Below are 22,168 nucleotides of genomic sequence, written 5' to 3'. Positions count from 1 at the left end.
GGGTAGTTGCTGCCCTGCCGTTAAACTTTTCACCCAACCACTCGCACATCAACTTTTTTGCACAGGTAATGATTACTATGGGAATCTGTACAAATCCCTGCGGGTGATCATTGGTTGAAGACGGAGGAGCTTTTTCACGGGAAATGATTTAAGTTCTTACCGTATGCCAATGTGAGCCTGCAGGTTCTTTTATTCTTATGCAAGCTACCGAGTTTCCCCATAAAAAAAGCCGGATGGCTCCTGCTCCACCCGGCTGCAAACTATGATAGACCAATTCTTCAAAGACTTGCCAGCGCCGCTACTATCACAGCCACATCGATCAGCACACTCAGAAAAAACACAGGAATGGTGTATTTCGTAGGCATGGCCGCGAGGTTCACGATAAGCGAGATCGCCATCGCCATCAGGGCTGTCATGAACAGGAATAAGTTCATACCCGCCATCGACACAAACAGGATGGTGATGGGTGTGAGTACACAACCAAACCCACCCAGCGCAATCGCCAGCCACATTAATCGGTTGTCATCTTGCCCTTTGGCCCATTCCATGAAGCGGGTCCAGGCGCCAGTATTGTTGTTTGCAATTGTATAGGCGGGCTGTACGGAAGGATGCATTGTTGTTGCCATAACGGTTCGATTTTTTTTACGCCTCAAATGTCGGTCGGGATCGCTGCCCGGAAGCTGACCGCTGTTTTCCGGGTTACTGATTTTTATCAGGTGCGGATGATCTGTGACAGGTGGGCTTACATAAAGCACTAAGGATGTGGAAAGTGTAATGGTCATATTGCCTTGCTGAACGTATTCGCCCCCTCTGTAAGATGCGCATCGAATGCTGCACATACATGGCGTAGAAAATAATGCCCCAGCGCGGTGAGCCGCACACGTGGATGCTGCCAGGTAATGAGCCCATCGGCCGCCAATGCCTCCAGCCTGTCGAAACAATATTCCTGCAAGGCCGGCACATCGGCGGCGGCTATTTCTGTATATCCTTTGCAACTGATATCGAGAATGTAGCGACGCACGGCAAGCTCGGCCGTCGTAAGCACATAGCCCTTCTTTACCGGCAGGTGACCTGCCTGCACGCGTGCATTATAATCGTGTAATGTTTTCTCGTTTTGCGCAAATGCATTACCGGCATCGCTGATGGCCGATACGCCGAGTCCGACTAACAAGCCCGTATGTTGCGTGGTATACCCCATGAAGTTGCGGTGCAGGATGCCAGCCTGCCAGGCCTGGTACAATTCATCCGTTGGTAAAGCAAAGTGATCCATCCCAATATCGGCATACCCCTGCTGCGTAAGCAGCTCGCGCCCATGCTGGTACAAGGCCAGTTTTTCTGCTGCCGACGGCAGGTGCGATTCATCGAAGAGGCGCTGAGCGCGGGAGGTCCACGGTACGTGGGCATAGCTATAAAACGCGATACGGTCGGGCCGCAGTGCGATCACTTCGTTCATCGTTCGTTCGATGCTTGCCAGGGTTTGCAGTGGTAAGCCATAGATAAGATCGAAATTGATAGAGGTAAACCCGCATGCACGTGCCTGCTCCGTTGCGCGGCGCACATTGTCCAGGGGTTGTATGCGGTTGATGATGCGCTGTACTTCGGGATCATTGTCCTGCACCCCGTAACTAATACGCCGGAAGCCCAGCGCCGCCAGTGTTTGCAGGTGCTCGCGGGTTGTATTGTTCGGATGCCCTTCGATGCTGAAGGCATGATCGGGGTGAATATCACAACCTGCCAGCAGGTCTTCCATGAGCCGGCGCAGATTCGCCGCACTGAAAAAGGTGGGCGTGCCACCGCCCAGGTGCAACTCACGTATGAGCGGTCGTTCTTTAAACTGGTCACGGTACAGTTTCCACTCTGCCAGTATCACTTTCATGTATTCTTCTTCAACGCTGTGGTTGGTGGTGATCTTTTTATTGCATCCACAATAGGTACAGAGCGATTCGCAAAATGGCAAATGGAGGTAAAGCGACAGGCCGTTGGCGGTGCTTCTTTGTTGAAGGATGCCCGTATCTCCGCCCGAAAGGTTGATCCCATTTTCTCGATGGAAGGCTTGGGTCACCTGTTCGCGCCAGCGCTCCTCACCTATCTCCGGTTCCCAGACAGGTACTGTAGGATAACTGGTATAGCGGGGCACAGGCCGGTTGTAGCGTTCGAGCAACTGCGGATCGATAGAGGCTATTTGCATGATACAAATGTAGCTGGCACAACATGCGGAGTAACTGATGGAGATCAGCCCCGCAGCTTATTTTCATCAACCTAAAGGTCTTTGCGACGGAAGCGGCGAATGGCCATCCAAAGCGGTATCATTGCCCAGGCAAGCAGAATAACGGCTGTATAGAGCAATCCCCATCCGCTGCCGAAAAACACTTTGTAGGTGGCGCCTGTATACCCCATGAGCGCACTGATATCGAGCTGCAGCATGAGGAAGATGCGGGCGAGGTCGATGGGATTGAGCGAGGTGAGCAGCAAGGTGACCTTCTCGAGTGGGTAATCGCTGAAGGTGAATATGAGCAGCAGCAACAACCCATCGTACAACAGGGCAAAATAAAACCAGCAGAGCAGGGCGGCCCCGATGCCACGGGCCTTTTCCCGCGCCTTCACAGATACCAGGAAGGCCAGGGAACAGGTAATAATGGTAAGCATACTACCCGTAAACAATAAGGCCATGCCCGTTGCAGTGGGCTGGTAGATCAATACCGGTATGCCCACGCCCAACAGGAATGCTGCCGTGAGACTGCCGGCGGTGCCGACATATTCGCTCAGCAGAATACGTGTGCGGCTGACGGGTTGCGACAACATGAGCTCGATGAACTCGTAACTATTGTAATAATGTATGGTGGCAAAGATGATGCTCACCAACGGCACGATGAGCAGGATGATATTGAGCAGGCTGAGCAGGGCCTTGCCACTATCGGCCTCGAGCTGGAACAAACTCATGGACACGGTGAGCAGGAATGCCGTATAAGCTATAACCACCTTGCTACGGAGGATATCGTACCAGACGTATTTGGCGAGCTTAAACATGGCTGACAGTTTTGGTGGTGCACTGGCCGTTTTGCATCTTAGCAGGCGAGTGACTTTGCGCCTGCATGAGAGCGGCAATGGCTTTTGAGAGTTTTGCCTGGCCCGTTTGCTGTAAGATGTTGGGCAATGTATCGTAACACTTGACCTGCCCTTCGTGCAGGTACAATATATCGGTGGCCAGTTCGTCGAGATCATTGAGGATATGACTGGTGATGAGGATGAGGCGCCCCCGCTGCTTTTCGACCAGTATCTTGTTGCGCAGGATCTCGCTGGCAAGCGGATCGAGCCCAGCGGTGGGCTCATCGAGTATCAACACTTCCGGCCGAAACATAAATGCCAGTATAGCGCTGATCTTTTGCCGTGTACCGCCTGAAAGACTGTGCATGGGTTTATGGGCAATAGCGGCAATGTCGTAGGCCAGGTACAAGTCTTCGTCGATGGCAGCTGCCGGCTGGTTACGAATATTCTGCATCATAGCCATAACCTGACTGATCTTCATATGATCGGGGTAACGGCCTATCTGCGGCATATAGCCGATTTGGCGGCGGTATTCGAATTGCTCTCCGATCGGCTGATCATTAAAATATATCTGACCAGCGCTGGGTTTTACCATACCCAATATGCTTTTGATGAGGGTGGTTTTGCCCGACCCATTGGGACCAATGAGCGCGATGACCTGTCCGGCCCGGAAGCTGGCGCTGACATCGGTGAGTACGGCCAGTTTACTGAATCGCTTGTGGAGGTGTTCGATGCGGATCATAAGGCGATGGGTTTCATGAAGGGTAGTGTATCGACCAGGTTTTCGGGGGTGAGACTGGGAATGGCTTTCTCGGCTTTATCGAGCAAGCCTACCATAAAGCTGCGCAACAGCAAGAGGCTGTTGGGATCGCGCTCTACAAGCATGGAATACAAGCTCACCGGATGAAATGGCACATCGCCCACGCCATCACGATTGAGATCATATCCCTCGTATTTATCCCAATAGTTTCCATTGAAGGTATTGAGCACGAGTGTGCCATTGGTGGCTATATCGAATGTATTGGTGTGAAAGTTATTGTGGTGAAAGTTATTTCCGGCACAACTGGCCTGCACACGCGCAGCCCATCCGTTGGCCCGGAAACTGGTATAGCCTACTTCGATGCGGTTGGCTCCTTCCATATAGATGCCCACCGTGTTTTGTTCGAATGCATTGTGGAGGATGCGGCTGTCGCTGATCTCCTTGAGCAGCAATCCATACGCCGCGGGCCCCCAGTTGTTGTTAAACCGGTTGCGCTCCATAATCACCTTTTTCGAGAACATGACAGCCACCCCGGCCCCATTGTCATGAAATGCATTGGCGGTATAGCTGTCGTTGTCGGAGAACATGAAATGCAACCCATACCGGATATTGTGGTGACTCCGGTTGTTTTGAACAATAGATTGTGTTACAAACTCGAAATAGATGCCATCACGGTGGCCGGCTGCGGTGTTGCCATCGATCAGCGCATGAGAACACTTCCAGAGATGGATGCCATTGCCGGTAGTTTGCTCCGTGCGGGTAACTCCCTGAAAGGTATTGTTGCGGATGGTGAAATGATGGCTATTAGCGGCATGGATGCCGAAATAGGTATGGGTAAAGCGGTTGCCTTCTACAACGACCTCGCTGGCATCGATGATGCGCAGGGCGGGCCGCTCTTCCATGGATGAATAACCACTGTTGGTGAAATGAAGTCCGCGGATAACCGCCCCTTTTCCCGTAACGGTGAGGATGACATATTTATCGGCTCCGTGTAGTACAGGCCAGCCTTCGCCCTGCACGACAATCTTCTTATCGACGATGGCATTGTTGACATACCAGCTGCCTTTTTTTATGAGCAGGGTGTCGCCGGGTTTGGTGAGCGCCAGGCCCTGTTTGATGGATGGCAATCCTTTTTCGCCGCCCACGACGATGGTGCCGGCGTTGGCCGCCTGGCACATGAGCATGGTCGATATAAGGAGCCAGTTTTTCATTTTACGAGAATATTGTATAAGGTGGGCCAATTGGTGCGGCGGCTGCCTTCGAACTGTGCAGCTGTTGCCGTTGCTGCCTGTGTATTGATGAATGCGGCGGCATTACCGCCCATGGGGCTTTTGATCGCGCTGCCGATGACGAACTCGGCTTTCCCTACTTCAATAAACTGTTGTGGCTGGTTGTAATCGGCCACGAGGGTTTGATGGATGGCGGAGAGTTCGACCGCACGCGCCTGCAGGAATGCTGCCATGCAATGCACATCATCGAACTTATACACTTTACCTTTCTTTGTTAGTACCTCGGCTGCAAAGCGGGCATCGGCGATGCTCATTTTGCAACTGGTGCACAGGTCTTTGCCGGTGACGATGGGCTCTGGTTTGGGTGTACAGCCCGCCAGGAACAGCACCATGCTGCCCGCGGTAAAGAGTGCTGCTGCGGATAATTTTCTGGTGGCTTTCTGCGTACGATGCCTCCGGCGGTATTCGACGATCCAAACGAGGCACAACACGCTCACAGCACCAACAACGATCCAGCCGCCGGTTGCGGGATAGGAATAGGCATCGAAGTTGAGCAACTGCTTGTGACCGATGAGGGGCGGCTGGTAACTGAGGCCAGGCACCACGATAGCGGCGTTGGGATCGAGGTTGTGACCATAATCGTAGCCCCATTGATAAAAGTCGTAGAGTGCCAGCGCACCGCCTGCCAGCAATAACAGAAGGTAAGCGAACAGTGCCCGGCGACGTCCGTAAATTGCCACGGCTAATCCAGCCACCACAAAACCTACCATTACATAGGGCAGATACCCAAACTCGGGAAACATTTCTTCTTTAATATGCTTCATGCCGATGTAGTGATTGAGCCCGTTGATGATCTCTACCTGTCCGCTCAGTTTATTCAACCATATCTGCATGGACAACCCTTCGGGGTACTGTGGTGCTATAAGATAGATGCTCCAGAAGGGCTGGAAGAGGGTGATCAGCAACGTGAGTGCGCTGAGGGCTACGAGGAGGCGGGCGGTTATGCTCATGGGTTTCATAGCTGTGCAATAGACCGTGCTGCGGTGTTGTGCCGGCAGCACGGTCGATGATTTTTATTCTGCTTTGGCACCGGCGGCGGTACTGTCTTTGTCGCCGGCGGGCTTGTTGGTACCAGTACTAAAGGCAAGCGCTACATTACTGCCTGTGGGAGATACACGGAGGTAACCCTGCATTTCCTGGTGAAGCGCCGAGCAGAAGTCAGTACAATAGAAAGGGAACATACCAGCTCTATCGGGCTTGAACAGGAGGGTTTGGGTTTCGCCGGGCATAATGAGTATCTCGGCATTATTGGCGCCCTTGATGGCGAAGCCATGGGGCACATCCCAATCCTGCTCGAGGTTGGTGACGTGGAAATACACTTCGTCGCCTACTTTAACGCCTTCTATATTATCGGGCGTAAGGTGCGAGCGAATGGCCGTCATCCATACATGCACCTGGTTTCCTTTGCGCTCCACTTTCGTTTGCCCCTCCCCTTTCGATACATACGGGTGCTGATTCTCTTCGATCTTGTAGATCTTGACGCTGTTCTTCGATATCTTATCGGCCAGGATGGCTTCGGCATAGTGCGGTTCGCCCACTGTGGGGAAGTCGAGCAGCAGTTTCATCTTGTCGCCACTGATATCATACAGTTGCGCACTTTGCGGCAGCTCGGGCCCAACGGGCAGGTAGCGGTCTTTCGTGATCTTGTTGTAGGCCACCATGTATTTGCCATAAGGTTTTTTGGTGGGGCCGCCCATTACGCTCAGGTGCCCGATGGAATAATAGGTGGGCACGCGGTCGAGAACTTTCAATTCTTTCACATTCCACTTTACGATTTCGGACGATACAAACATGGAGGTATAGGCATTGCCATTGGCATCAAATTCGGTATGAAGGGGTCCGAGCCCTGGCTTCGTTACTTCACCATGCAGAACGGCTTCATATTTAAGAACGGGAAGGCCGTCGTAGCTGCCATCATAATTCTTCGCGGCGATGGCCTGCTGCATTTTGGTGAAGGAGAACACCGGGATCACCGCTGCGAGTTTGCCACTGCCTACGATGTACTCGCCCGTAGGATCCACATCGGTACCGTGGGGCGATTTGGGACAGGGTATGAAATAAACGATGCCTTCGAGTTCTTTGGGATCGAGCACCAACACTTCGTTGAGGATAGTGGAGGTGGCAGTATGTGTTTTTTCATCGAGCAGGTTATGGGCATATTTGGCGGCTACTTTTTTGCCCTTGCCGGCAGCGAGGTATTCTTCGGCCTTTTTCCAGTTGATGGCCATGATGAAATCTTTGTCTTTCGCTGAAGCATTCACTTCGAGCAGGGTGTTGGCTTTCTCGGAGTTGTAACAACTGAAGAAGAACCAACCGTGTGAGGGTCCTTTACCGGCGCGGGCCAGGTCGAAATTAACACCGGGCGTAAGCACCTGGAAGGCGATGTTGAGGTGGCCGCTCTGCGGATCTACTTTGATAAAACTGATGGTGCCCCTGAAATTGTCTTTGTAGGTATTGATGGGCACATCTTCATTGGTAAGGACAGGGATGCTAAAGCGGGTGCCTGCCACTACATACTCTGTATTTTCGGTAATGTAGGGCGAGGAGTGGTTACCAGCACTATTGGGTATCTCGAGTATCTCGGCCGTACGGAAGGTAGACATATCAACGCGGGCTATACGCGGGGTGTTGTTGCCATTGGCAAATACCCAACGACCATCGTGCTCGCCATTGGTGGTGGACAATGAAACGTGGTGCAAATCATCCCACGGCACGTAGCCATGCGCTGTATTGAGCATGGGTTTGGTCTCCTCACTGAAGCCATAGCCGTTCTCGGGCTGCAGGGAAAATACGGGTATGATGCGCAACAGACGACCCGAGGGGTATCCGTAAACGCTCATCTGGCCATTGAAGCCACCCGATACGAAGCTGTAGAACTCATCGTATTTACCGGGTGCTACATATACTTTTTCGGCGGCATCGCCGGTAACGGCGGCGGTGGCGCCGCGTGGTTTGCAAGACTGGAACGATGCGGCGGTGAATAGGAGGGCTATCCCTGCTGAGCGGCAGGGCAAGGCTGTAATTTTCATCATTACCTGTTTATTGTGATTGGATTGGTTAGTCGTTATTTAACGCCGTCGTTGCTGCGCATGAATTCCAGTATCTCGCGGGCTTCGTCTTTGGTGATGTTCTGATTGGGCATGCGTACCAGACACTGCTCCAGCAGTTTCTGTGCTTCGGCATCTTTTTCAAGCATCATATCGACGTTGGTGATCATGTTCATGATCCATTGCGGTTCGCGGCGGGTGGTCACATTTTTCCATCCGGGGCCTACGAGGCGCTCATCTGTGAGTTTGTGGCAGGCCTGGCATTTAAGGCCATAGATCTCTTTTCCTTTGGTCACCCAGGCTGCATTGAGCGGAGTGGAGAGTGTTATATCGCCGGCTTTGATCTCAGTGCCATGTATTTCGGTGGCGGTATTGTTTTCTGTTGAAGGGGTAGTGGCGGTGGTTTCTTTAGGTGGTTCGTTGCCACCACAGGCGTACAGCGTAAAGAAGCCAGCGCAAAGAAGATAGAATACGAGATGTTTCATATGTGCAGTTTTAGTGTGGAGGTGTTGTATTTGCTTTAACAAAAGTAGTTGCACCTATGTGTGGGTTACCTGATTGCCCTCAATGGAAGTTATGATTAAAGTCAGATTACCTCAATTAATGCCAGTTAAATTTCACATGTTAAATGATCTAAACAATGTTTAGCTATTGAGCTTTGTTTTCATCGTGGCTACTTCCCGGTCACGGTTAGGAGCAGGAAAAAAAACGCCTGCAGCTAGTTGCTGCAGGCGCTGAAGTATGGAAGGTTGCTATGAAATTTATCGTGGGTTCGGCGATCAACGGGTTAAGTCCAGGATCGGTTTCCCAATTATTTAGCGCCGAATCGCTCCGCATAGGCGCGTTCCAACGACTCCTGGTGATCGGGATGTGCGATGCCGATCAGCGCTTTTGCCCGCTGTTTGAGATTTTTTCCAAAGAGATCGACGATGCCGTATTCGGTTACTACCCAATGTACGTGACCGCGGGTGGTGACCACGCCCGCCCCTTGCTTGAGGTAAGGCACGATGCGGGATTGTCCCTTATTCGTTGCAGATGGCAATGCGATGATGGGTTTACCGTTTTCGGACAGAGAGGCCCCGCGCATGAAATCCATTTGTCCGCCAATGCCCGAGTATTGATAAGTGCCTATGGAATCGGCGCAAACTTGTCCGGTGAGATCGATCTCGATAGCGCTGTTGATCGCCGTGGCCTTTCGGTTTTGACGGATGATACTTGTATCATTAACATAGGCGATGTCCATGACACGCACGGTGGGGTTGTCATCCACAAAATCGTACAGTTTGCGCGTGCCGGCAAGAAAGCCGGTAACGGAACGGCCTACATTCAATTTCTTATGGCGATTGTTGATGACACCTTTCTCTATAAGTGGTATGATGCCATCGGAAAACATTTCGGTGTGCAGACCGAGGTCGCGGTGATGCTCCAGGTTCTTCAATACCTGGTCGGGTATGGCGCCAATGCCAAGCTGCAGGGTGGCGCCGTTTTCTACGAGAGAGGCCACCTGTTTGCCGATCTGTTCGGTAGCGCCGTTGCCGGCCACTGCATAATTGAGTTCGGGCAATTCAATGGCCGACTCTACGAGGTATTGAAAGCGGCTCACGTGCACAAAGCCTTCGCCATGGGTGCGTGGCATGCGGGGGTTGACCTGCGCAATAACGATGCGCGCCGTATCGACGGCAGCGCGTGCTATATCGACCGATGTGCCGAGTGAGCAATAACCGTGGCGATCGGGTGGTGATACGGTTACGAGGGCCACATCGATGGGCAATATATTTCTGCGAAAGAGTTGCGGTATCTGACTAAGGAAGATAGGCACATAATCGCCATCTTCACTGTTTACCACCTGGCGTACTGCAGCCGATACAAAGAGCGAGTTGATGAAGAAATGTCCCTGGTAACGTGGATCATTGAAGGCTACATCGCCGAGTGTGGTAATACTTACGAGCTCTACTTCGTTCAATTCTTCATAGCGTGCCAGCATCGCATTTACCAGCGTAACAGGCGTTGCTGCACTGCCGTGTATGAATACGCGGTTGCCGGACCCGATGGCCTGTACCGCAGCTTCGGCTGTAACGTAGATCGGTGTTTTCATATTGACGCAAAGGTAAGTTTATTGCAAGCGGGGAAGATGACGGGGATCATGAGATGGGCTTATTGTGATCAACTATCGTGTTTGCCATGCTCTCCTTTTTTGAGGAAGTAAAGACTGATCGAGATCACCAATATGGCGGCGGGGATGAGGAGACTGTGTTCGGTGACTTCGCCCCCGCTGATCTTGATACGGGCCACATCGGCCAGGTATGATATAACGAGCGTTGTGAGGATGGCTTCCCAGAGTATGACCTTGAGGTCCATGAAATTCTTTACCTGCAACCACCTGGGCAATGTTTGGAGGAGGGTATTGTCGGGTTTGTGGTTGAACAATACCTGGAGTCCCAGAGAAAACACAAACAATACCACGGCAATGAGGAAGAGGTCGACCGCTTTGATGAGGCTGATGGCCATGGTTCTTTCGGACCGCTCTCCATCGCCGCTGAGGTGGGTGAAGGCGTGTACAAAATCGTACGCGCCCAATACAGTAAAGGCGGTGCCTGCAAAGAAGATGATCACGGCGATGACCATTATCATGACACGCAAAATGCTGAAGATCGATTTCATGTAATGCTGTTTATTGGTGGCCAGGACGCGGGATGGCCAGTGTGGGAGGTCGGAGGGATCTTGCCGGGCGGGCGGTGTCTCTTCTAAGCTAGGACTATTTTCCTGTTTGAACCCTTTTACGGGCGGCAGGAATGCCAATATATGTAAATGAGGGCCGAATGGCAGGGGCAATTTCCTGAAGCCATGGAGCGAGATCGCGGGGCGCGCCCCCGGGCAGTTCAACAGGCACCTTGGCGGACGTAGCAGAAAATCAAGGTTGATGTTGTCTGTTCAACCAGCCACAGCACTTTGACTAATGGTTGTAAGTTTTGCGTTACTTTTGCCCCGCTTAGTCATATTTAAAACAGGTTGGAGCCATGCCGTTGGCGCTGGTTTCGACGTACCAAACTTTTCAGCTCATGTCTTTTAAACAAATTGCCGTGATCGGCGCGGGTACGATGGGTAATGGCATCGCCCATGTGTTTGCCCAAAGTGGTTTTACCGTTAAACTCATCGATGTAAATGGCGCACAACTCGAGAAAGCGCTGCAAACCATTGGCAAGAATCTCGACCGCCAGGTAAGCAAAGGCGCGCTCAGTGAAGGCCAGAAGAGTATTGCCCTCGCCAACATCACTACCCATACCGACCTGGCTGTGGGCGTGCAAAACGCCGACCTCGTGGTGGAAGCCGCTACAGAGAACACCGATCTTAAACTAAAGATATTCCGGTCGCTGGATGAGGCCGCCCCCGCCAATACCATCCTGGCCACCAATACTTCTTCTATCTCCATTACCAAGATTGCCGCGGCGACCAAGCGCCCCAATAAGGTGATCGGTATGCACTTCATGAATCCCGTGCCGGTGATGAAACTGGTAGAGATCATTAACGGTTATGCCACCGATAAAGCGGTTACCGATGCCATCGTGGCGATGAGCACGCAACTGGGCAAAGTACCCTGCGTAGTGAACGATTATCCTGGCTTTATTGCCAACCGCATCCTGATGCCGATGATCAATGAAGCCATCTATAGCCTGTACGAGGGTGTAGCCGGTGTGGAAGCCATCGACACGGTGATGAAACTGGGTATGGCGCACCCGATGGGTCCGCTGCAACTGGCCGACTTCATTGGCCTGGATGTGTGTTTATCAATCCTGAACGTGTTGCACGATGGGTTTGGGAATCCGAAGTATGCTCCTTGTCCGCTCCTGGTGAACATGGTGACTGCCGGTTACCTGGGCGTAAAGAGCGGCGAAGGTTTCTACCAGCATACGGCAGGCAGCAAGGATCTGGTGGTGAGTGAGCGATTCAGGTAGGGACGGCCAGACAGGGCCTTATCCCGGACGTGTTACAATTTTCTTACTTCAACATTGCGGATATCGTTGAGGCGATACAGTGCTTCATCGAGCCGGCCTTTGGAGATGCCAATCTTCATGTGGCAGAAAAGTCCGAGTTCCTGCTCGATGACGGTGCTATTGGTTTGCTTTACCACCATCATGATGTCGTTGATCTGCGAGTAATCGAAATGCACGATATAGGGCACTTCAATGAACCGCTGGGTTACGGGCACCATTTGCAATACGAGCGAGGCCGACATTTTGTAGGCGTTGATGAGTCCGGGTACGCCCAGCAGGGTGCCTCCAAAATACCGTACTACCACGATGAGCACATTGGTAAGTTCTTTGCTGTCGATTTGCCCCAGGATAGGCTTGCCGGCCGTACCTGATGGCTCGCCGTCGTCGCTAACGCGGAATGTATTTTTATCGGTACCAATGCGGTAGGCAAAGCAATGGTGCGATGCTTTGGGATGTTCTTTCTTCACCTCTTCCATACGGGCCTTGAATTCGTCGACCGATGTGATGGGCCAGGCATAAGCTATGAACTTACTGCCGCGGTCTTTGAACTCGGCGGTGCCGGGTTTATCGACGGTATAATAGATCTCCTGTTCCTGCATGGTGGTGGGGTTTTGTATCATCCTTCCGCTTTTTTCAGTATCCTGATGGTGTCGTTTTCGAGGGTGGTTGTTTCAAGGAGGGTGGCGGCGCCCAGCTCGGGTGCGCGTATGCCGCTGTCTACACGCAATGTTTCGTTGGTAATGATCCTTGCTTCATCCCAATAACCTTCGTCGATAAAGCTTTGCAGCAATTGTGCGCCGCCTTCGACCAGCACACTCAGTATGTTTTGTTGGTACAAGGCATTGGCTACCTGGTGCACGAGACTCACGTCGCGCGTTACCTGGTAGTATTGTACCGTGCCTTCTCCGGCATGTTGCTTTGTATTGAAGACGATGGTGCGTGCGGTGCCATCGAACAGTTTGAGCGAAGCAGGCAGGCGCAGGTCCATATCGACCACCGCCCTGATGGGGCTGGGCCCTTCCCAATGACGGGTATTGAGCCTGGGATCGTCGAAGAGTGCTGTATTGGTACCCACCAGTATGGCCGCTTCTTCGCTGCGCCATTTGTGTACGGTACGATTGGTGAGCGCATTACTGATCATCAACCGGGAATGGTCGTCGTTGCCGATAAAACCATTGGCCGTTTGCGCCCATTTAAGTATGATATAGGGCCGATGCTTTGTATGAAAGGTGAAGAAGCGTTTGTTCAGCTCCGTGGATGCTTCTTCCAACACTCCTACTGTTACATCTACGCCGGCTGCTTTCAGTTTATCAATGCCTTTGCCATCGACCTGTACGAATGGGTCGCGGGCGCCGATGACCACGCGGGGTATACGATGCCGCACGATGAGATCGGCGCAGGGAGGTGTTTTACCGAAATGCGCACAAGGCTCGAGCGATACGTACATGGTAGACTGTGGGATCAGTGGCTGATCGGCTTCGGCCACGGAGGCGATGCAATTGGGTTCCGCATGAGGGCCGCCGTATTGCCGGTGCCAGCCTTCGCCGATGATGCAGCCTTCATGCACGAGTACGGCCCCCACCATAGGATTGGGCGCGGTGTAGCCGGCTGCCTGCCTGGCCAGTTCCAGGCAGCGGTGAAGGTATGTTTCGTGCATCGTCAAAAGAATCGGAAATCGGGATGAGGCGCAAAGATAGCGGTTTCGGGGGAGGATCGCGGCAGCGATGTAGCGCGGTGATATTGCCGGCGGATGTTACCTTCGCGCCATGACTATCCAGGAGGCTCAACTACTTTTAACCCAACAGCTTTCGGCGATCTATGATGGCCGCGAGGCTTCGAATATAGTCGGCTGGGTGCTGGAACACCTCACGGGGATGACGAAGATAGACCGGGTGGTGCACCGCGACCGCGTGCTGAGCGCCACCCAGGCAGAACTGCTACAGAGAAACATCGATGACCTCTTGAAGCAAAGACCTGTGCAGTACGTATTGGGCGAGGCCTGGTTTGCCGGGATGCGTTTTTACGTCGACGAAAATGTATTGATCCCCCGACCTGAAACGGAAGAACTGGTGGAATGGGTGGTGGCCGAGGTGCGCGAGGCAGGTGGTGAAGCCGGCCATGCAGCCGGCGCCGATGGTGCAAGGAATCAGGAAGCAGGCAGCGGACTATCCATTCTCGATGTAGGAACAGGGAGCGGCTGCATACCGATCGCTTTGAAAAAGCAACTATCCGAGGCTATCGTGTATGGCGCCGATGTGAGTGAGGGCGCGCTGGAGGTAGCGAAACGCAATGCGGCTGCATTGGAGGCCGGGGTGCAATTTCTCCGGGTTGATTTTCTGCAGGAGGCGGCCTGGCCCGGTTTACCCGCTATCGATATTCTCGTCAGCAATCCACCTTATATTCCCGTCAGGGACAAGGCCACCATGCACAACAATGTGTTGCTGCATGAGCCACACCTGGCCCTGTTTGTGGAGGACGATGACCCGCTCCTCTTCTACCGGCATATTGGCCAGTTTGCCTTGCAGCATATGGCATCAGGTGGACGCCTTTATGTAGAGATCCATGAAGAGCTGGGACCGGCCACCGTTCAACTCTTTACATCACTGGGCCTCACGGGCATTGTACTGCGGCAGGACCTGCAGGGCAAGGACCGCATGGTGCGGGCCGTCAAAGCGTAGGAATGCGCTATGGCGTCCGGGCTTTTCACTGTATATTTAATCGCCGTAAACCTTTTACATGTCTTTATCCAGGATGGAAAAAATCGCAGGCTGGGGCAATTATCCCGTTTCCGACTCGTACCTCATCAACGTACGCAATAGCAATGACCTTGCTGACCCTTTGCAAAAAGGCAATCTCGTGGCGCGCGGACTAGGCCGCAGTTATGGCGACCAGGCCGTGAATGACGGTCATTTTGTGGGCGACTGCACAAAGATGAACAGCTTTTTGGGATGGGACGCCAATGCCGGTATTTTGGAATGTGAAGCCGGCGCGAGCCTGGAAGAGATCATTACGACGTTTGCGCCGCGAGGCTGGTTGCCGATGATCTGTCCGGGTACAAAGTTCGTGACCATCGGCGGCGCCATCGCCAATGATATCCACGGCAAGGCCCATCATATCGACGGCTCGTTCGTGAATTGCGTAGTTTCCTTCACCATCCTGGTGGCTGACGGCCGGGTGCTTACTGCTTCGCGCGAGGAAAATGCCGACCTGTTCTGGGCCAATTTTGGCGGATTGGGTCTGCTGGGCGTGATCTTAACCGCCCGCATCAAATTACGTAAGATAGAATCCTGTTATTTCAAGCAACGCTCTATCAAGATCAGGAACCTCGATCATATGCTGGAAGCGCTGGAGCAATACGACCATGAATACAATTATTCCGTTGCCTGGATCGATGCGCTTGCCAAAGGTGATAAGATGGGCAGTGGTGTACTGACACTGGGCAATGCAGCCAAGCTGAACGAATTGCCGCCAAAGCTGCAGGCCGATCCGCTGAAGACACATAAGCTGAGTAAACTATCTGTTCCTTTCTTTCTCCCCTCTTTCACCTTGAACAACCTGACGGTGAAAGTGCTGAACCGGGTGATCGCTTTTGTGCAGAACTCGCCCAAGGAATTCATTCACTACGAGAAGTTCTTCTTTCCGCTGGATGCCATCAACAACTGGAACCGGGGTTATGGCAAACGCGGTTTTATTCAATACCAGTTTGTGATTCCCGAAGAAAATGGCCGGCAACACCTGGCAGAGATCTTACAAATGATCGCGCAGAGTGGCTGTACGCCTTTCCTCAATGTGTTCAAACGCATGGGCGATGGTCAGGGCATTCTCTCCTTCCCTTTCAAAGGGTATACGCTGGCGATCGATTTCCCGGTGAGCAAACAGCTCTTCGAGTTTACGCCTAAGCTGGACGCGAAAGTGCTGGCCGCAGGTGGTCGTTTGTACCTGGGTAAAGATGCCTGCCTGGCCGAAGACATGTTCAAGTCGATGTACCCACAGGTAGGTGACTGGCTGGCGGTGAAACGCAAGTATGATCCGCAGAATAAGTTCAATTCGAATATCGGCAGGCGATTAGGGTTGGGCGCGTGAGAGGCAACGAGGCAACTTAGACATTGGAAGGAGGATAATCCCAAATTACCGCGGGACAATAAATGTTGAAGCTTAAAGAAGAATTAAGGGGGGCGGTAATACACGTTAAACTCATAACAGAGATCTCAAATCTTCCAATAATCCTAGATGGATAAAAAGGTACCAGGCTAAAAACCCTATTGCAAAGAATATTAACGTGGCCAGTAACTTGTTTTTGTAGCGCAATTCAATAGCGAGGGGTACTGATACCATCAATGAACATAATGGTTGGCCCAATATCGACACCAGCGCCCCACGCAATCCTCCCGTTTCTCCAATTCCCGCCTGTTCCAAACCAAGCCGTACCGTTTGGCAGATGATCTCTGCAAAAAAAACTATCAAACACCCAAACACCAGGAGATAAATAAGTCGTACCTGCGGACTGTCTTTCAGCGCCTTTTTAAAGGTGAAAAGAAATACAACATAGTTACTTACCAGGAGAATTAGCCCACTTATATTAATTTTCACCTCTCCCGGTCCTATGCGTTCAGGCACTCTTCCGTGGAGTGCAAATTCTACCAAATGAAGTATTGCCAACGAAGCTATCGCTACCGCCAGCAATTTACGGTTATCAGCCGGTGTTGAGTTCTGAATAACGGGGTCGAGCATGGAGTATTATATCGTAAGATTCTCGCCTTGCCGCTTACTTCACGTTCGCTACTACTTTCGCACCGGCGCCTTTGGATACGCGCATGATGCGGAAGATCTCGCCCCAATAGGCTACGGTATCGGCATTGATCACCACTACGGGTGTATCGATCTGCTGTTTGAACTTCATGATCTCGGCTTTCAGCAAAGTATCGAACAATAGAGGGTCGGTCTTTTTGGTGCCGATGTAACATTGCTGTGCATTATCGATCGATACGGTGATGTGCTGCTTGGCCTTGGTATCTTTTGTACCGCGCGGGTTGTTCACCTTCACGATATTGGGATTGGCGATGGTAGACACGATCAGGAAGAAGAACAGCAGGATGAACAGGATGTCGTTCAGGGCTCCTGCATGCAATTCCGGGTGTTGTCTTAACCTGTTTCTTAAATTCATGCTGATGGTGTTTACTGATTACCGGGTGGGTTCCTGCAGGATGTCGATGAACTCGGCGCTGGCCACCTCCATGCGGTTCACATTCTTATCGATCTGCGCATTGAGGAAGTTATAACCTACGTAGGCCAACAGACCAATGATCAAACCACTGGCCGAGGTGATCATCTTGGTATAGATACCACCGGCGATCTGCGCAGGCGTAAAATCGCCCGACGCATTGATGTTGTAAAACAACTGCAACATACCGAAGATGGTACCGAGGAACCCGAACATGGGCGCAATGCCATACACCAGCGACAACATAGAAAGGTTCTTTTCCATCTTGTAGATCTCCAGTTTACCAACATTCTCCATGCTCTTTTCGATGGCGTCGATGGGCTTGCCGATGCGCTGCAGTCCCTTATCAATCATGCGGGCTACCGGATTCGACGTATTCTTGGCCAGCGACCGGGCGGCCGATACGTTGCCACTGAACACGTTATCACGAATGATGTTCATGAAATTGGGATCGATATTGCTGGCTTTGCGGATAGCGATCAGCCTTTCGAAGAAAAAGAATACCGCCAGCACGAGCAGGATGCCCAAGGGTATCATCAAGGGGCCGCCATGGGCCAACATTTCCATTACATTCATAGAGGGCGCTGTACCACTTCCCTGTGCTACCTGCTTCAAGGAATCTGCCAGGGAGGTTGCCGGATTGGTGACCTGAAGAAAAAACCAATTCATCCAGTGTTGTTTTAGTGGTGTAAAAGTATCAAATGTATGCCCAAAACGTTTTTTAGCCGTTTATATTTCTTAAAACTTTGTTATATAAGGGGCCACGAAGTTATGTACCACTTTTCTTGAGCATCATGGCCTGTATCTGTTTCATGGTATGTTCCATACCATCGGGACTGCCATCGAGGAAGATGACGTTGCCTTTTCCGTATTCGGCGAAGTTCTTGACGGCTTCTGTCCACATCGAGAACAGGATCACATTGGTATCGAGGTTGGCTTGTTTCATTTGCTCGGCGGCATGGCTCATACCTTTGGCCACTTCTTCGCGGAAGAGCGCCACACCCTGACCGCGTAATTGTGCTGCCTGGCGTTCTGCCTCGGCGGCGATCTTGATGGCGTTACCTTCAGCTTCTGCAGCTTTGGTTTTGGTAATGAGCAGGGCCTGTCCTTCGTTCTCGGCGGCAGCTTTGAGGTTGTTGCTGGCTACTACGCGACTCATGGAATCCATGATGGCCTGATCGAAGGTGATATCATTGATCTGAAGATCTTGCAAGTGATAACCCCAGGTTTCGAGTAACTGATCGATCTGATCTTTTACATACTCCACGAGGTCTTTGCGCAATGCGAGGATCTCGGCCTGGCGCTTAGTAGCTACAAACGACCGGATGGTGCCTTCGATGGTACGGGTAAGCGCCTGCATGAGATCGCGCTCGCTGAGGAACTTGAACGCTACTTTTTTAATAGTCTCTTCATCGGCATTTTGCACGGAATAGAGCAACATGCTTTTGAAATATACATTGGCCTGGTCGGCAGTGACGGCCTGAAATTCCATTTCGACGGAGCGGTTCTGTATACTTACGCGCTTGGCGATCTGTTCCAGGAAGGGTATGAGCAGGTTGAGGCCGGGGCGCACCACGCGCTGGTATTTACCAAACATGGTGACTACACCAACGAAGCCCTGGTTGATGGTTTTGAGTCCGGCAAAAAGCACCAGCAGTATGACGATGACCCACCAATACGATTGAAGCAATTCCATATGGAGTGTTTTTTTGCCGAAATGTAGTCATTTTTAAGTTACGCAGGGAGACTCCGGAGGGGGTGGGCATAAAAAAAGCACCCCGCGGGGTGCCTGCTACATTTTTGCTCATAGTGCTTTAAAACAGGGTATTGTAGTACCGGATCACTTTGCGGCAGTCGTCTATGCTGCGGCATTTCAGCTTTTCCTTTTCGATATAGGCCGTTACTTCGGTGCTTTTATCTTTCAACAATACCAGTAATGCTTCTTTACCGGTTTCTAGTTTGACTACCTCATTGCCGATGCCACGTACCCACCAGCTTTCCTTGCGGGTGAATTTGCGCAAGGGAGACGCTTCATTGAACTCTTTTACATCTTTATAGGTAATCCTGATTTGCTTCAGGGTAGTAATGCGTCCGGAATCGGCCTGCTCATACACCGGCGCATTGGCTTCGTTGATCGCCTGGGCAGTAAATGTTTCCAATACCAGATCGGAGGTACCCTCCTCCCCTGCCATTGCGATAAAGCGGATGCGGCGAATGGGTACGGCCGCTACCATCTCCTTCCCTTCCGGTGTTCGGTACACGATCTCATTGGCCTGCACATTGAACTTTACCTGGATATTCGGATACACTTTTCCGCTGGTGGTGGTGATCTCCACCGTACTGTAATTGTCGCTATAGTAGGGGCTTCCTTCCGAACGGTATTCTGCCTGCTCGCTCACCAACCGGCCGCTGGCATCTTTCATCCAGTGGTTAACGTAGGGATTGCCGTATATCTGGTCCTGGGCCTGGCCGGCAACAACATACAACAGTGCAAGCAGGGTAACAAAGGTATGGCGGTTCATGGGTAACGATTTGAGCCCTCAATTTACTGAAACAGCGTATTATAATAACGGATCACTTTACGGCAATCTTCCACACTGCGGCATTTCAATTTTTCTTTATCTATGTAAGCCGTGATCTCTTTAGGTTTATCGGTGAGGGTAGCCAGCATGGCCTCCTTACCGGTTTCGAAGTTCTTTACGACTCCATTCGCGGAGAGGAGATGCCAGGTTTCTTTCCGTTTGAAATTACGGACAACGGTAGACTGATTGAACTCCTTGTTGTCGATATAGGTAATTTTTATCTGCTTAAGCACAGTGATACGGCCAGTGTCGATTTTTTCGTATACGGGTGCATTGGTCGCATTGAGCGGCTGTTCGGAAAACGACTCAAGTATCCGGTCCCGCGCCCCTTCAGGACTCATGAAACCGATTAACCGTATACGACGGATGGGCATGGTGGCCACCATTTCGGTACCGTCATCTGCCATGTATAACACCTCATTGGTTTGAATATTGAACTTGACGTTCACCGGGGGATACACCTTCCCGTACAACGATGTGATCTCAGCAATGGTGTATCCGTCATGATAATACGGGGTACCTTCAACGCGGTAATTCGTTTGCCTGTAAAGAGGGCGCCCATTGGCATCGTTCATGAAAGGGTTATCCTGCGCCCACAGGCATTGCAGGAAAAACAGGGATAATACCAAAGCCAATACTTTCTTCTTCATAAGCAGGGTGTGTATTGCAGATAAGGGAGTATGTTACAAGATAAAAAGAAACCCCGGGATCTTGCGTTCCGGGGTTTCCTTTATTTAAGCAGCATATTCGGTCATACCTATTAGTTCTTGATGAGCGTATTCAACCTGGTCTCGTCTGCAGAAATGGGCCAGATATAGGCTTCATTTGTGGAAGGCACAGGCGTTACCACTACCCCATTGGCCGCTACCCGTCCGGGAAACTCAAGTCCAAGGCGCATGATGTCGAGACCACGGATCCCTTCGCCGATAAACTCGATGTTCCTTTCTCTGATGATGGCGTCCACCAGGGCTGTGGAGTTGGCGAAATCCGCAGCAGTATAGGTCGTAGAGGCATCGGAGCGGCTGCGTACGGCACTGAGCAGTGCAACTGCACGCGCATCTACGCTGCCAGCATTGGTACGTGCCAGCGCCTCAGAGAGACTCAGCAATACTTCGGAATACCTGATCACCGGCGCCCAATCGAGCCAGGGGGTTCCACCATTGAATTTCTTCAGGTATGCTTTCCCTGTCGAGGTATCGATCACTTTTCGGCGATCGTCTGACGTCTTCCAGCTTGCATCGCCCAGGACCTTTGCCGGGTTCAGGTAAAAGATGGCAGCACCACCGGCAGCTTTGGAACGGTAATAGTGTCCCAGCTGGTTTTGCGTACCAGGCGCGTCGTTGATCGTGAAACCCATGGAAAAGATCGATTCGGTACTATTTACAGCCGAAGAGAATATGGCAGGATAACTAGCCTGCAGCGCGTGCGCCACACCGGAAGTTGCCGTAAAGGGAGCAGCCGTAGAAACGATCTTATTGGCTTCTGTAATTACTTTCGGATAATCGCGCATGATCAGGTAAACCCGTACTTTCAACGCGATCGCGGTATTACGGTGTGCCCGGATAGTGCGTGTCGCCGCGTCGGCGATAGTGACAGGCAGGTTGGCCTCGGCAAAGTCCAGGTCATCGATAACCTGCTTATAGACTTCTGCTACCGAAGCGGCAGCCAGGTCATTGAAACCCGGGCCTTTGATACCAACCAGGCGCAATGGCAATCCACGTTTGCTACCGTTGCCATCCCAATATGGGCGGGCGTACAATTGCAACAAGCTATAATAGGACAGTGCACGGCCAAAACGGGCTTCCGCCTGAAACGCCTTGGCCTTGTCACCAGCTACTTTATTACCGGTCTCTTCCATCCCATCGAGGAACAGGTTGGATCGGTTAATAGCTGTATAGGCAGCGGACCACAGGTTTTTGCACTCATCATCACCACTATTGATGGCAAACTCCCAGGGTGCACGGGCAGTTACGCGGTTACCATCGTCCGATATGAAATTCTCACCACGGGCATCGTGGTAGATAAAATAGCGACCACCATACATTTGGCCAGACTTGAGCGCTGAATAAACTCCCTTTACCTGGTTTTCGATCCGGTCGATCGTTTCAAACGCAGTGACATCAGACAGCGAAGTATTTGAAGTCGGGTTTAATGTTTTCTTCTGACAGGAGAACAGCACAGATGTCATTCCACCCACCAGTGCCAACTTAAACATATATCTTTTCATGTTCT

Annotated in this window: 22 protein-coding genes; 3 read left to right on the top strand and 19 right to left on the bottom strand. The window is 51.7% G+C overall.

Annotation, left to right across the window (positions count from 1 at the left end; all coding sequences use genetic code 11):
- Positions 1-278 precede the first annotated feature (278 nt).
- The 10 genes from P2H89_RS28965 to P2H89_RS28920 form a co-directional block, all read right to left on the bottom strand.
- Complete coding sequence (locus P2H89_RS28965) at positions 279-626, bottom strand: hypothetical protein (protein ID WP_275833770.1); 348 nt, start codon at positions 624-626, stop codon at positions 279-281.
- A 152-nt stretch (positions 627-778) separates the two neighbouring features.
- The gene (hemN, locus tag P2H89_RS28960; RefSeq protein ID WP_275833768.1) at positions 779-2,188 is read right to left on the bottom strand and encodes an oxygen-independent coproporphyrinogen III oxidase; all 1,410 of its coding nucleotides are present in this window, start codon (positions 2,186-2,188) and stop codon (positions 779-781) included.
- Positions 2,189-2,259: 71 nt separating this feature from the next.
- Positions 2,260-3,027, bottom strand: coding sequence for an ABC transporter permease subunit (locus tag P2H89_RS28955; protein ID WP_275833766.1), 768 nt, complete (start codon positions 3,025-3,027; stop codon positions 2,260-2,262).
- Complete coding sequence (locus P2H89_RS28950) at positions 3,020-3,787, bottom strand: ATP-binding cassette domain-containing protein (protein WP_275833764.1); 768 nt, start codon at positions 3,785-3,787, stop codon at positions 3,020-3,022. Before P2H89_RS28950 ends, P2H89_RS28955 begins: the two co-directional genes overlap by 8 nt.
- Complete coding sequence (nosD, locus tag P2H89_RS28945) at positions 3,784-5,016, bottom strand: nitrous oxide reductase family maturation protein NosD (protein WP_275833762.1); 1,233 nt, start codon at positions 5,014-5,016, stop codon at positions 3,784-3,786. The genes P2H89_RS28950 and nosD overlap by 4 nt, the downstream gene beginning before the upstream one ends.
- The gene (locus tag P2H89_RS28940) at positions 5,013-6,053 is read right to left on the bottom strand and encodes a nitrous oxide reductase accessory protein NosL (RefSeq protein ID WP_275833760.1); all 1,041 of its coding nucleotides are present in this window, start codon (positions 6,051-6,053) and stop codon (positions 5,013-5,015) included. Before P2H89_RS28940 ends, nosD begins: the two co-directional genes overlap by 4 nt.
- Positions 6,054-6,107: 54 nt before the next feature.
- Positions 6,108-8,126 carry a Sec-dependent nitrous-oxide reductase gene (gene nosZ / locus P2H89_RS28935; protein ID WP_275833758.1) on the bottom strand — a complete coding sequence of 673 codons (2,019 nt, stop codon included), beginning with the start codon at positions 8,124-8,126 and terminating at the stop codon, positions 6,108-6,110.
- Between the two features lie 32 nt (positions 8,127-8,158).
- On the bottom strand, positions 8,159-8,626 hold the full coding sequence (locus P2H89_RS28930) for a c-type cytochrome (protein ID WP_275833756.1): 468 nt from the start codon (positions 8,624-8,626) through the stop codon (positions 8,159-8,161).
- A gap of 326 nt (positions 8,627-8,952) precedes the next feature.
- Complete coding sequence (locus P2H89_RS28925; protein ID WP_275833754.1) at positions 8,953-10,236, bottom strand: acetyl-CoA hydrolase/transferase C-terminal domain-containing protein; 1,284 nt, start codon at positions 10,234-10,236, stop codon at positions 8,953-8,955.
- Between the two features lie 68 nt (positions 10,237-10,304).
- Positions 10,305-10,802 carry a YqhA family protein gene (locus tag P2H89_RS28920; RefSeq protein ID WP_275833752.1) on the bottom strand — a complete coding sequence of 166 codons (498 nt, stop codon included), beginning with the start codon at positions 10,800-10,802 and terminating at the stop codon, positions 10,305-10,307.
- A gap of 398 nt (positions 10,803-11,200) precedes the next feature.
- On the opposite strand from P2H89_RS28920, the gene P2H89_RS28915 reads away from it, so the two are divergent.
- Positions 11,201-12,094 carry a 3-hydroxybutyryl-CoA dehydrogenase gene (locus P2H89_RS28915; protein ID WP_275833750.1) on the top strand — a complete coding sequence of 298 codons (894 nt, stop codon included), beginning with the start codon at positions 11,201-11,203 and terminating at the stop codon, positions 12,092-12,094.
- A gap of 32 nt (positions 12,095-12,126) precedes the next feature.
- Here P2H89_RS28915 and P2H89_RS28910 read toward each other — a convergent pair whose 3' ends face one another.
- Positions 12,127-12,753 carry a YigZ family protein gene (locus tag P2H89_RS28910; RefSeq protein ID WP_275833748.1) on the bottom strand — a complete coding sequence of 209 codons (627 nt, stop codon included), beginning with the start codon at positions 12,751-12,753 and terminating at the stop codon, positions 12,127-12,129.
- Positions 12,750-13,790, bottom strand: coding sequence for a bifunctional diaminohydroxyphosphoribosylaminopyrimidine deaminase/5-amino-6-(5-phosphoribosylamino)uracil reductase RibD (gene ribD, locus P2H89_RS28905; protein WP_275833746.1), 1,041 nt, complete (start codon positions 13,788-13,790; stop codon positions 12,750-12,752). Before ribD ends, P2H89_RS28910 begins: the two co-directional genes overlap by 4 nt.
- A 109-nt stretch (positions 13,791-13,899) precedes the next feature.
- On the opposite strand from ribD, the gene prmC reads away from it, so the two are divergent.
- Both prmC and P2H89_RS28895 read left to right on the top strand, forming a co-directional pair.
- Positions 13,900-14,811 carry a peptide chain release factor N(5)-glutamine methyltransferase gene (gene prmC, locus P2H89_RS28900; RefSeq protein ID WP_275833744.1) on the top strand — a complete coding sequence of 304 codons (912 nt, stop codon included), beginning with the start codon at positions 13,900-13,902 and terminating at the stop codon, positions 14,809-14,811.
- A gap of 58 nt (positions 14,812-14,869) precedes the next feature.
- Positions 14,870-16,216 carry an FAD-binding oxidoreductase gene (locus P2H89_RS28895; protein WP_275833742.1) on the top strand — a complete coding sequence of 449 codons (1,347 nt, stop codon included), beginning with the start codon at positions 14,870-14,872 and terminating at the stop codon, positions 16,214-16,216.
- Positions 16,217-16,327: 111 nt separating this feature from the next.
- On the opposite strand, the gene P2H89_RS28890 is transcribed toward P2H89_RS28895, so the two are convergent.
- The 7 genes from P2H89_RS28890 to P2H89_RS28860 all read right to left on the bottom strand — a co-directional run bounded on the left by P2H89_RS28890 (position 16,328) and on the right by P2H89_RS28860 (position 22,163).
- Positions 16,328-16,864, bottom strand: coding sequence for a hypothetical protein (locus tag P2H89_RS28890; protein WP_275833740.1), 537 nt, complete (start codon positions 16,862-16,864; stop codon positions 16,328-16,330).
- 34 nt (positions 16,865-16,898) lie between these two features.
- On the bottom strand, positions 16,899-17,297 hold the full coding sequence (locus P2H89_RS28885) for a biopolymer transporter ExbD (protein WP_275833738.1): 399 nt from the start codon (positions 17,295-17,297) through the stop codon (positions 16,899-16,901).
- 18 nt (positions 17,298-17,315) lie between these two features.
- Positions 17,316-18,023 carry a MotA/TolQ/ExbB proton channel family protein gene (locus tag P2H89_RS28880; RefSeq protein ID WP_275833735.1) on the bottom strand — a complete coding sequence of 236 codons (708 nt, stop codon included), beginning with the start codon at positions 18,021-18,023 and terminating at the stop codon, positions 17,316-17,318.
- Between the two features lie 100 nt (positions 18,024-18,123).
- On the bottom strand, positions 18,124-19,050 hold the full coding sequence (locus P2H89_RS28875; RefSeq protein ID WP_275833734.1) for an SPFH domain-containing protein: 927 nt from the start codon (positions 19,048-19,050) through the stop codon (positions 18,124-18,126).
- A 118-nt stretch (positions 19,051-19,168) separates the two neighbouring features.
- On the bottom strand, positions 19,169-19,876 hold the full coding sequence (locus P2H89_RS28870; protein WP_275833731.1) for a hypothetical protein: 708 nt from the start codon (positions 19,874-19,876) through the stop codon (positions 19,169-19,171).
- Positions 19,877-19,899: 23 nt separating this feature from the next.
- Positions 19,900-20,586, bottom strand: a complete 687-nt coding sequence (locus P2H89_RS28865) for a hypothetical protein (RefSeq protein ID WP_275833729.1) — start codon at positions 20,584-20,586, stop codon at positions 19,900-19,902.
- Between the two features lie 110 nt (positions 20,587-20,696).
- Entirely contained in the window at positions 20,697-22,163 is a 1,467-nt protein-coding gene (locus tag P2H89_RS28860) for a RagB/SusD family nutrient uptake outer membrane protein (RefSeq protein ID WP_275833727.1), read from the bottom strand.
- Between the last annotated feature and the right edge of the window lie 5 nt (positions 22,164-22,168).

This window comes from Paraflavitalea sp. CAU 1676 (assembly GCF_029223285.1).
GTDB lineage: Bacteria > Bacteroidota > Bacteroidia > Chitinophagales > Chitinophagaceae > Paraflavitalea.
Note: the sequence above shows the minus strand (reverse complement) of the source record. Positions and strands in the feature narration are given on the sequence as shown.

What these genes read in the sequence shown, in the direction of transcription:
- P2H89_RS28870 (WP_275833731.1), bottom strand. Translation starts at nt 19,876, where the DNA reads ATGAACCGCCATACCTTTGTTACCCTGCTTGCACTGTTGTATGTTGTT.
- P2H89_RS28885 (WP_275833738.1), bottom strand. Translation starts at nt 17,297, where the DNA reads ATGAATTTAAGAAACAGGTTAAGACAACACCCGGAATTGCATGCAGGA.
- P2H89_RS28920 (WP_275833752.1), bottom strand. Translation starts at nt 10,802, where the DNA reads ATGAAATCGATCTTCAGCATTTTGCGTGTCATGATAATGGTCATCGCC.
- prmC (WP_275833744.1), top strand. Translation starts at nt 13,900, where the DNA reads ATGACTATCCAGGAGGCTCAACTACTTTTAACCCAACAGCTTTCGGCG.
- nosD (WP_275833762.1), bottom strand. Translation starts at nt 5,016, where the DNA reads ATGAAAAACTGGCTCCTTATATCGACCATGCTCATGTGCCAGGCGGCC.
- P2H89_RS28930 (WP_275833756.1), bottom strand. Translation starts at nt 8,626, where the DNA reads ATGAAACATCTCGTATTCTATCTTCTTTGCGCTGGCTTCTTTACGCTG.
- hemN (WP_275833768.1), bottom strand. Translation starts at nt 2,188, where the DNA reads ATGCAAATAGCCTCTATCGATCCGCAGTTGCTCGAACGCTACAACCGG.
- P2H89_RS28880 (WP_275833735.1), bottom strand. Translation starts at nt 18,023, where the DNA reads ATGAATTGGTTTTTTCTTCAGGTCACCAATCCGGCAACCTCCCTGGCA.
- P2H89_RS28955 (WP_275833766.1), bottom strand. Translation starts at nt 3,027, where the DNA reads ATGTTTAAGCTCGCCAAATACGTCTGGTACGATATCCTCCGTAGCAAG.
- P2H89_RS28950 (WP_275833764.1), bottom strand. Translation starts at nt 3,787, where the DNA reads ATGATCCGCATCGAACACCTCCACAAGCGATTCAGTAAACTGGCCGTA.
- P2H89_RS28910 (WP_275833748.1), bottom strand. Translation starts at nt 12,753, where the DNA reads ATGATACAAAACCCCACCACCATGCAGGAACAGGAGATCTATTATACC.
- P2H89_RS28915 (WP_275833750.1), top strand. Translation starts at nt 11,201, where the DNA reads ATGTCTTTTAAACAAATTGCCGTGATCGGCGCGGGTACGATGGGTAAT.
- ribD (WP_275833746.1), bottom strand. Translation starts at nt 13,790, where the DNA reads ATGCACGAAACATACCTTCACCGCTGCCTGGAACTGGCCAGGCAGGCA.
- P2H89_RS28895 (WP_275833742.1), top strand. Translation starts at nt 14,870, where the DNA reads ATGTCTTTATCCAGGATGGAAAAAATCGCAGGCTGGGGCAATTATCCC.
- P2H89_RS28865 (WP_275833729.1), bottom strand. Translation starts at nt 20,586, where the DNA reads ATGAAGAAGAAAGTATTGGCTTTGGTATTATCCCTGTTTTTCCTGCAA.
- P2H89_RS28875 (WP_275833734.1), bottom strand. Translation starts at nt 19,050, where the DNA reads ATGGAATTGCTTCAATCGTATTGGTGGGTCATCGTCATACTGCTGGTG.
- P2H89_RS28860 (WP_275833727.1), bottom strand. Translation starts at nt 22,163, where the DNA reads ATGAAAAGATATATGTTTAAGTTGGCACTGGTGGGTGGAATGACATCT.
- P2H89_RS28965 (WP_275833770.1), bottom strand. Translation starts at nt 626, where the DNA reads ATGGCAACAACAATGCATCCTTCCGTACAGCCCGCCTATACAATTGCA.
- P2H89_RS28940 (WP_275833760.1), bottom strand. Translation starts at nt 6,053, where the DNA reads ATGAAACCCATGAGCATAACCGCCCGCCTCCTCGTAGCCCTCAGCGCA.
- P2H89_RS28890 (WP_275833740.1), bottom strand. Translation starts at nt 16,864, where the DNA reads ATGCTCGACCCCGTTATTCAGAACTCAACACCGGCTGATAACCGTAAA.
- nosZ (WP_275833758.1), bottom strand. Translation starts at nt 8,126, where the DNA reads ATGATGAAAATTACAGCCTTGCCCTGCCGCTCAGCAGGGATAGCCCTC.
- P2H89_RS28925 (WP_275833754.1), bottom strand. Translation starts at nt 10,236, where the DNA reads ATGAAAACACCGATCTACGTTACAGCCGAAGCTGCGGTACAGGCCATC.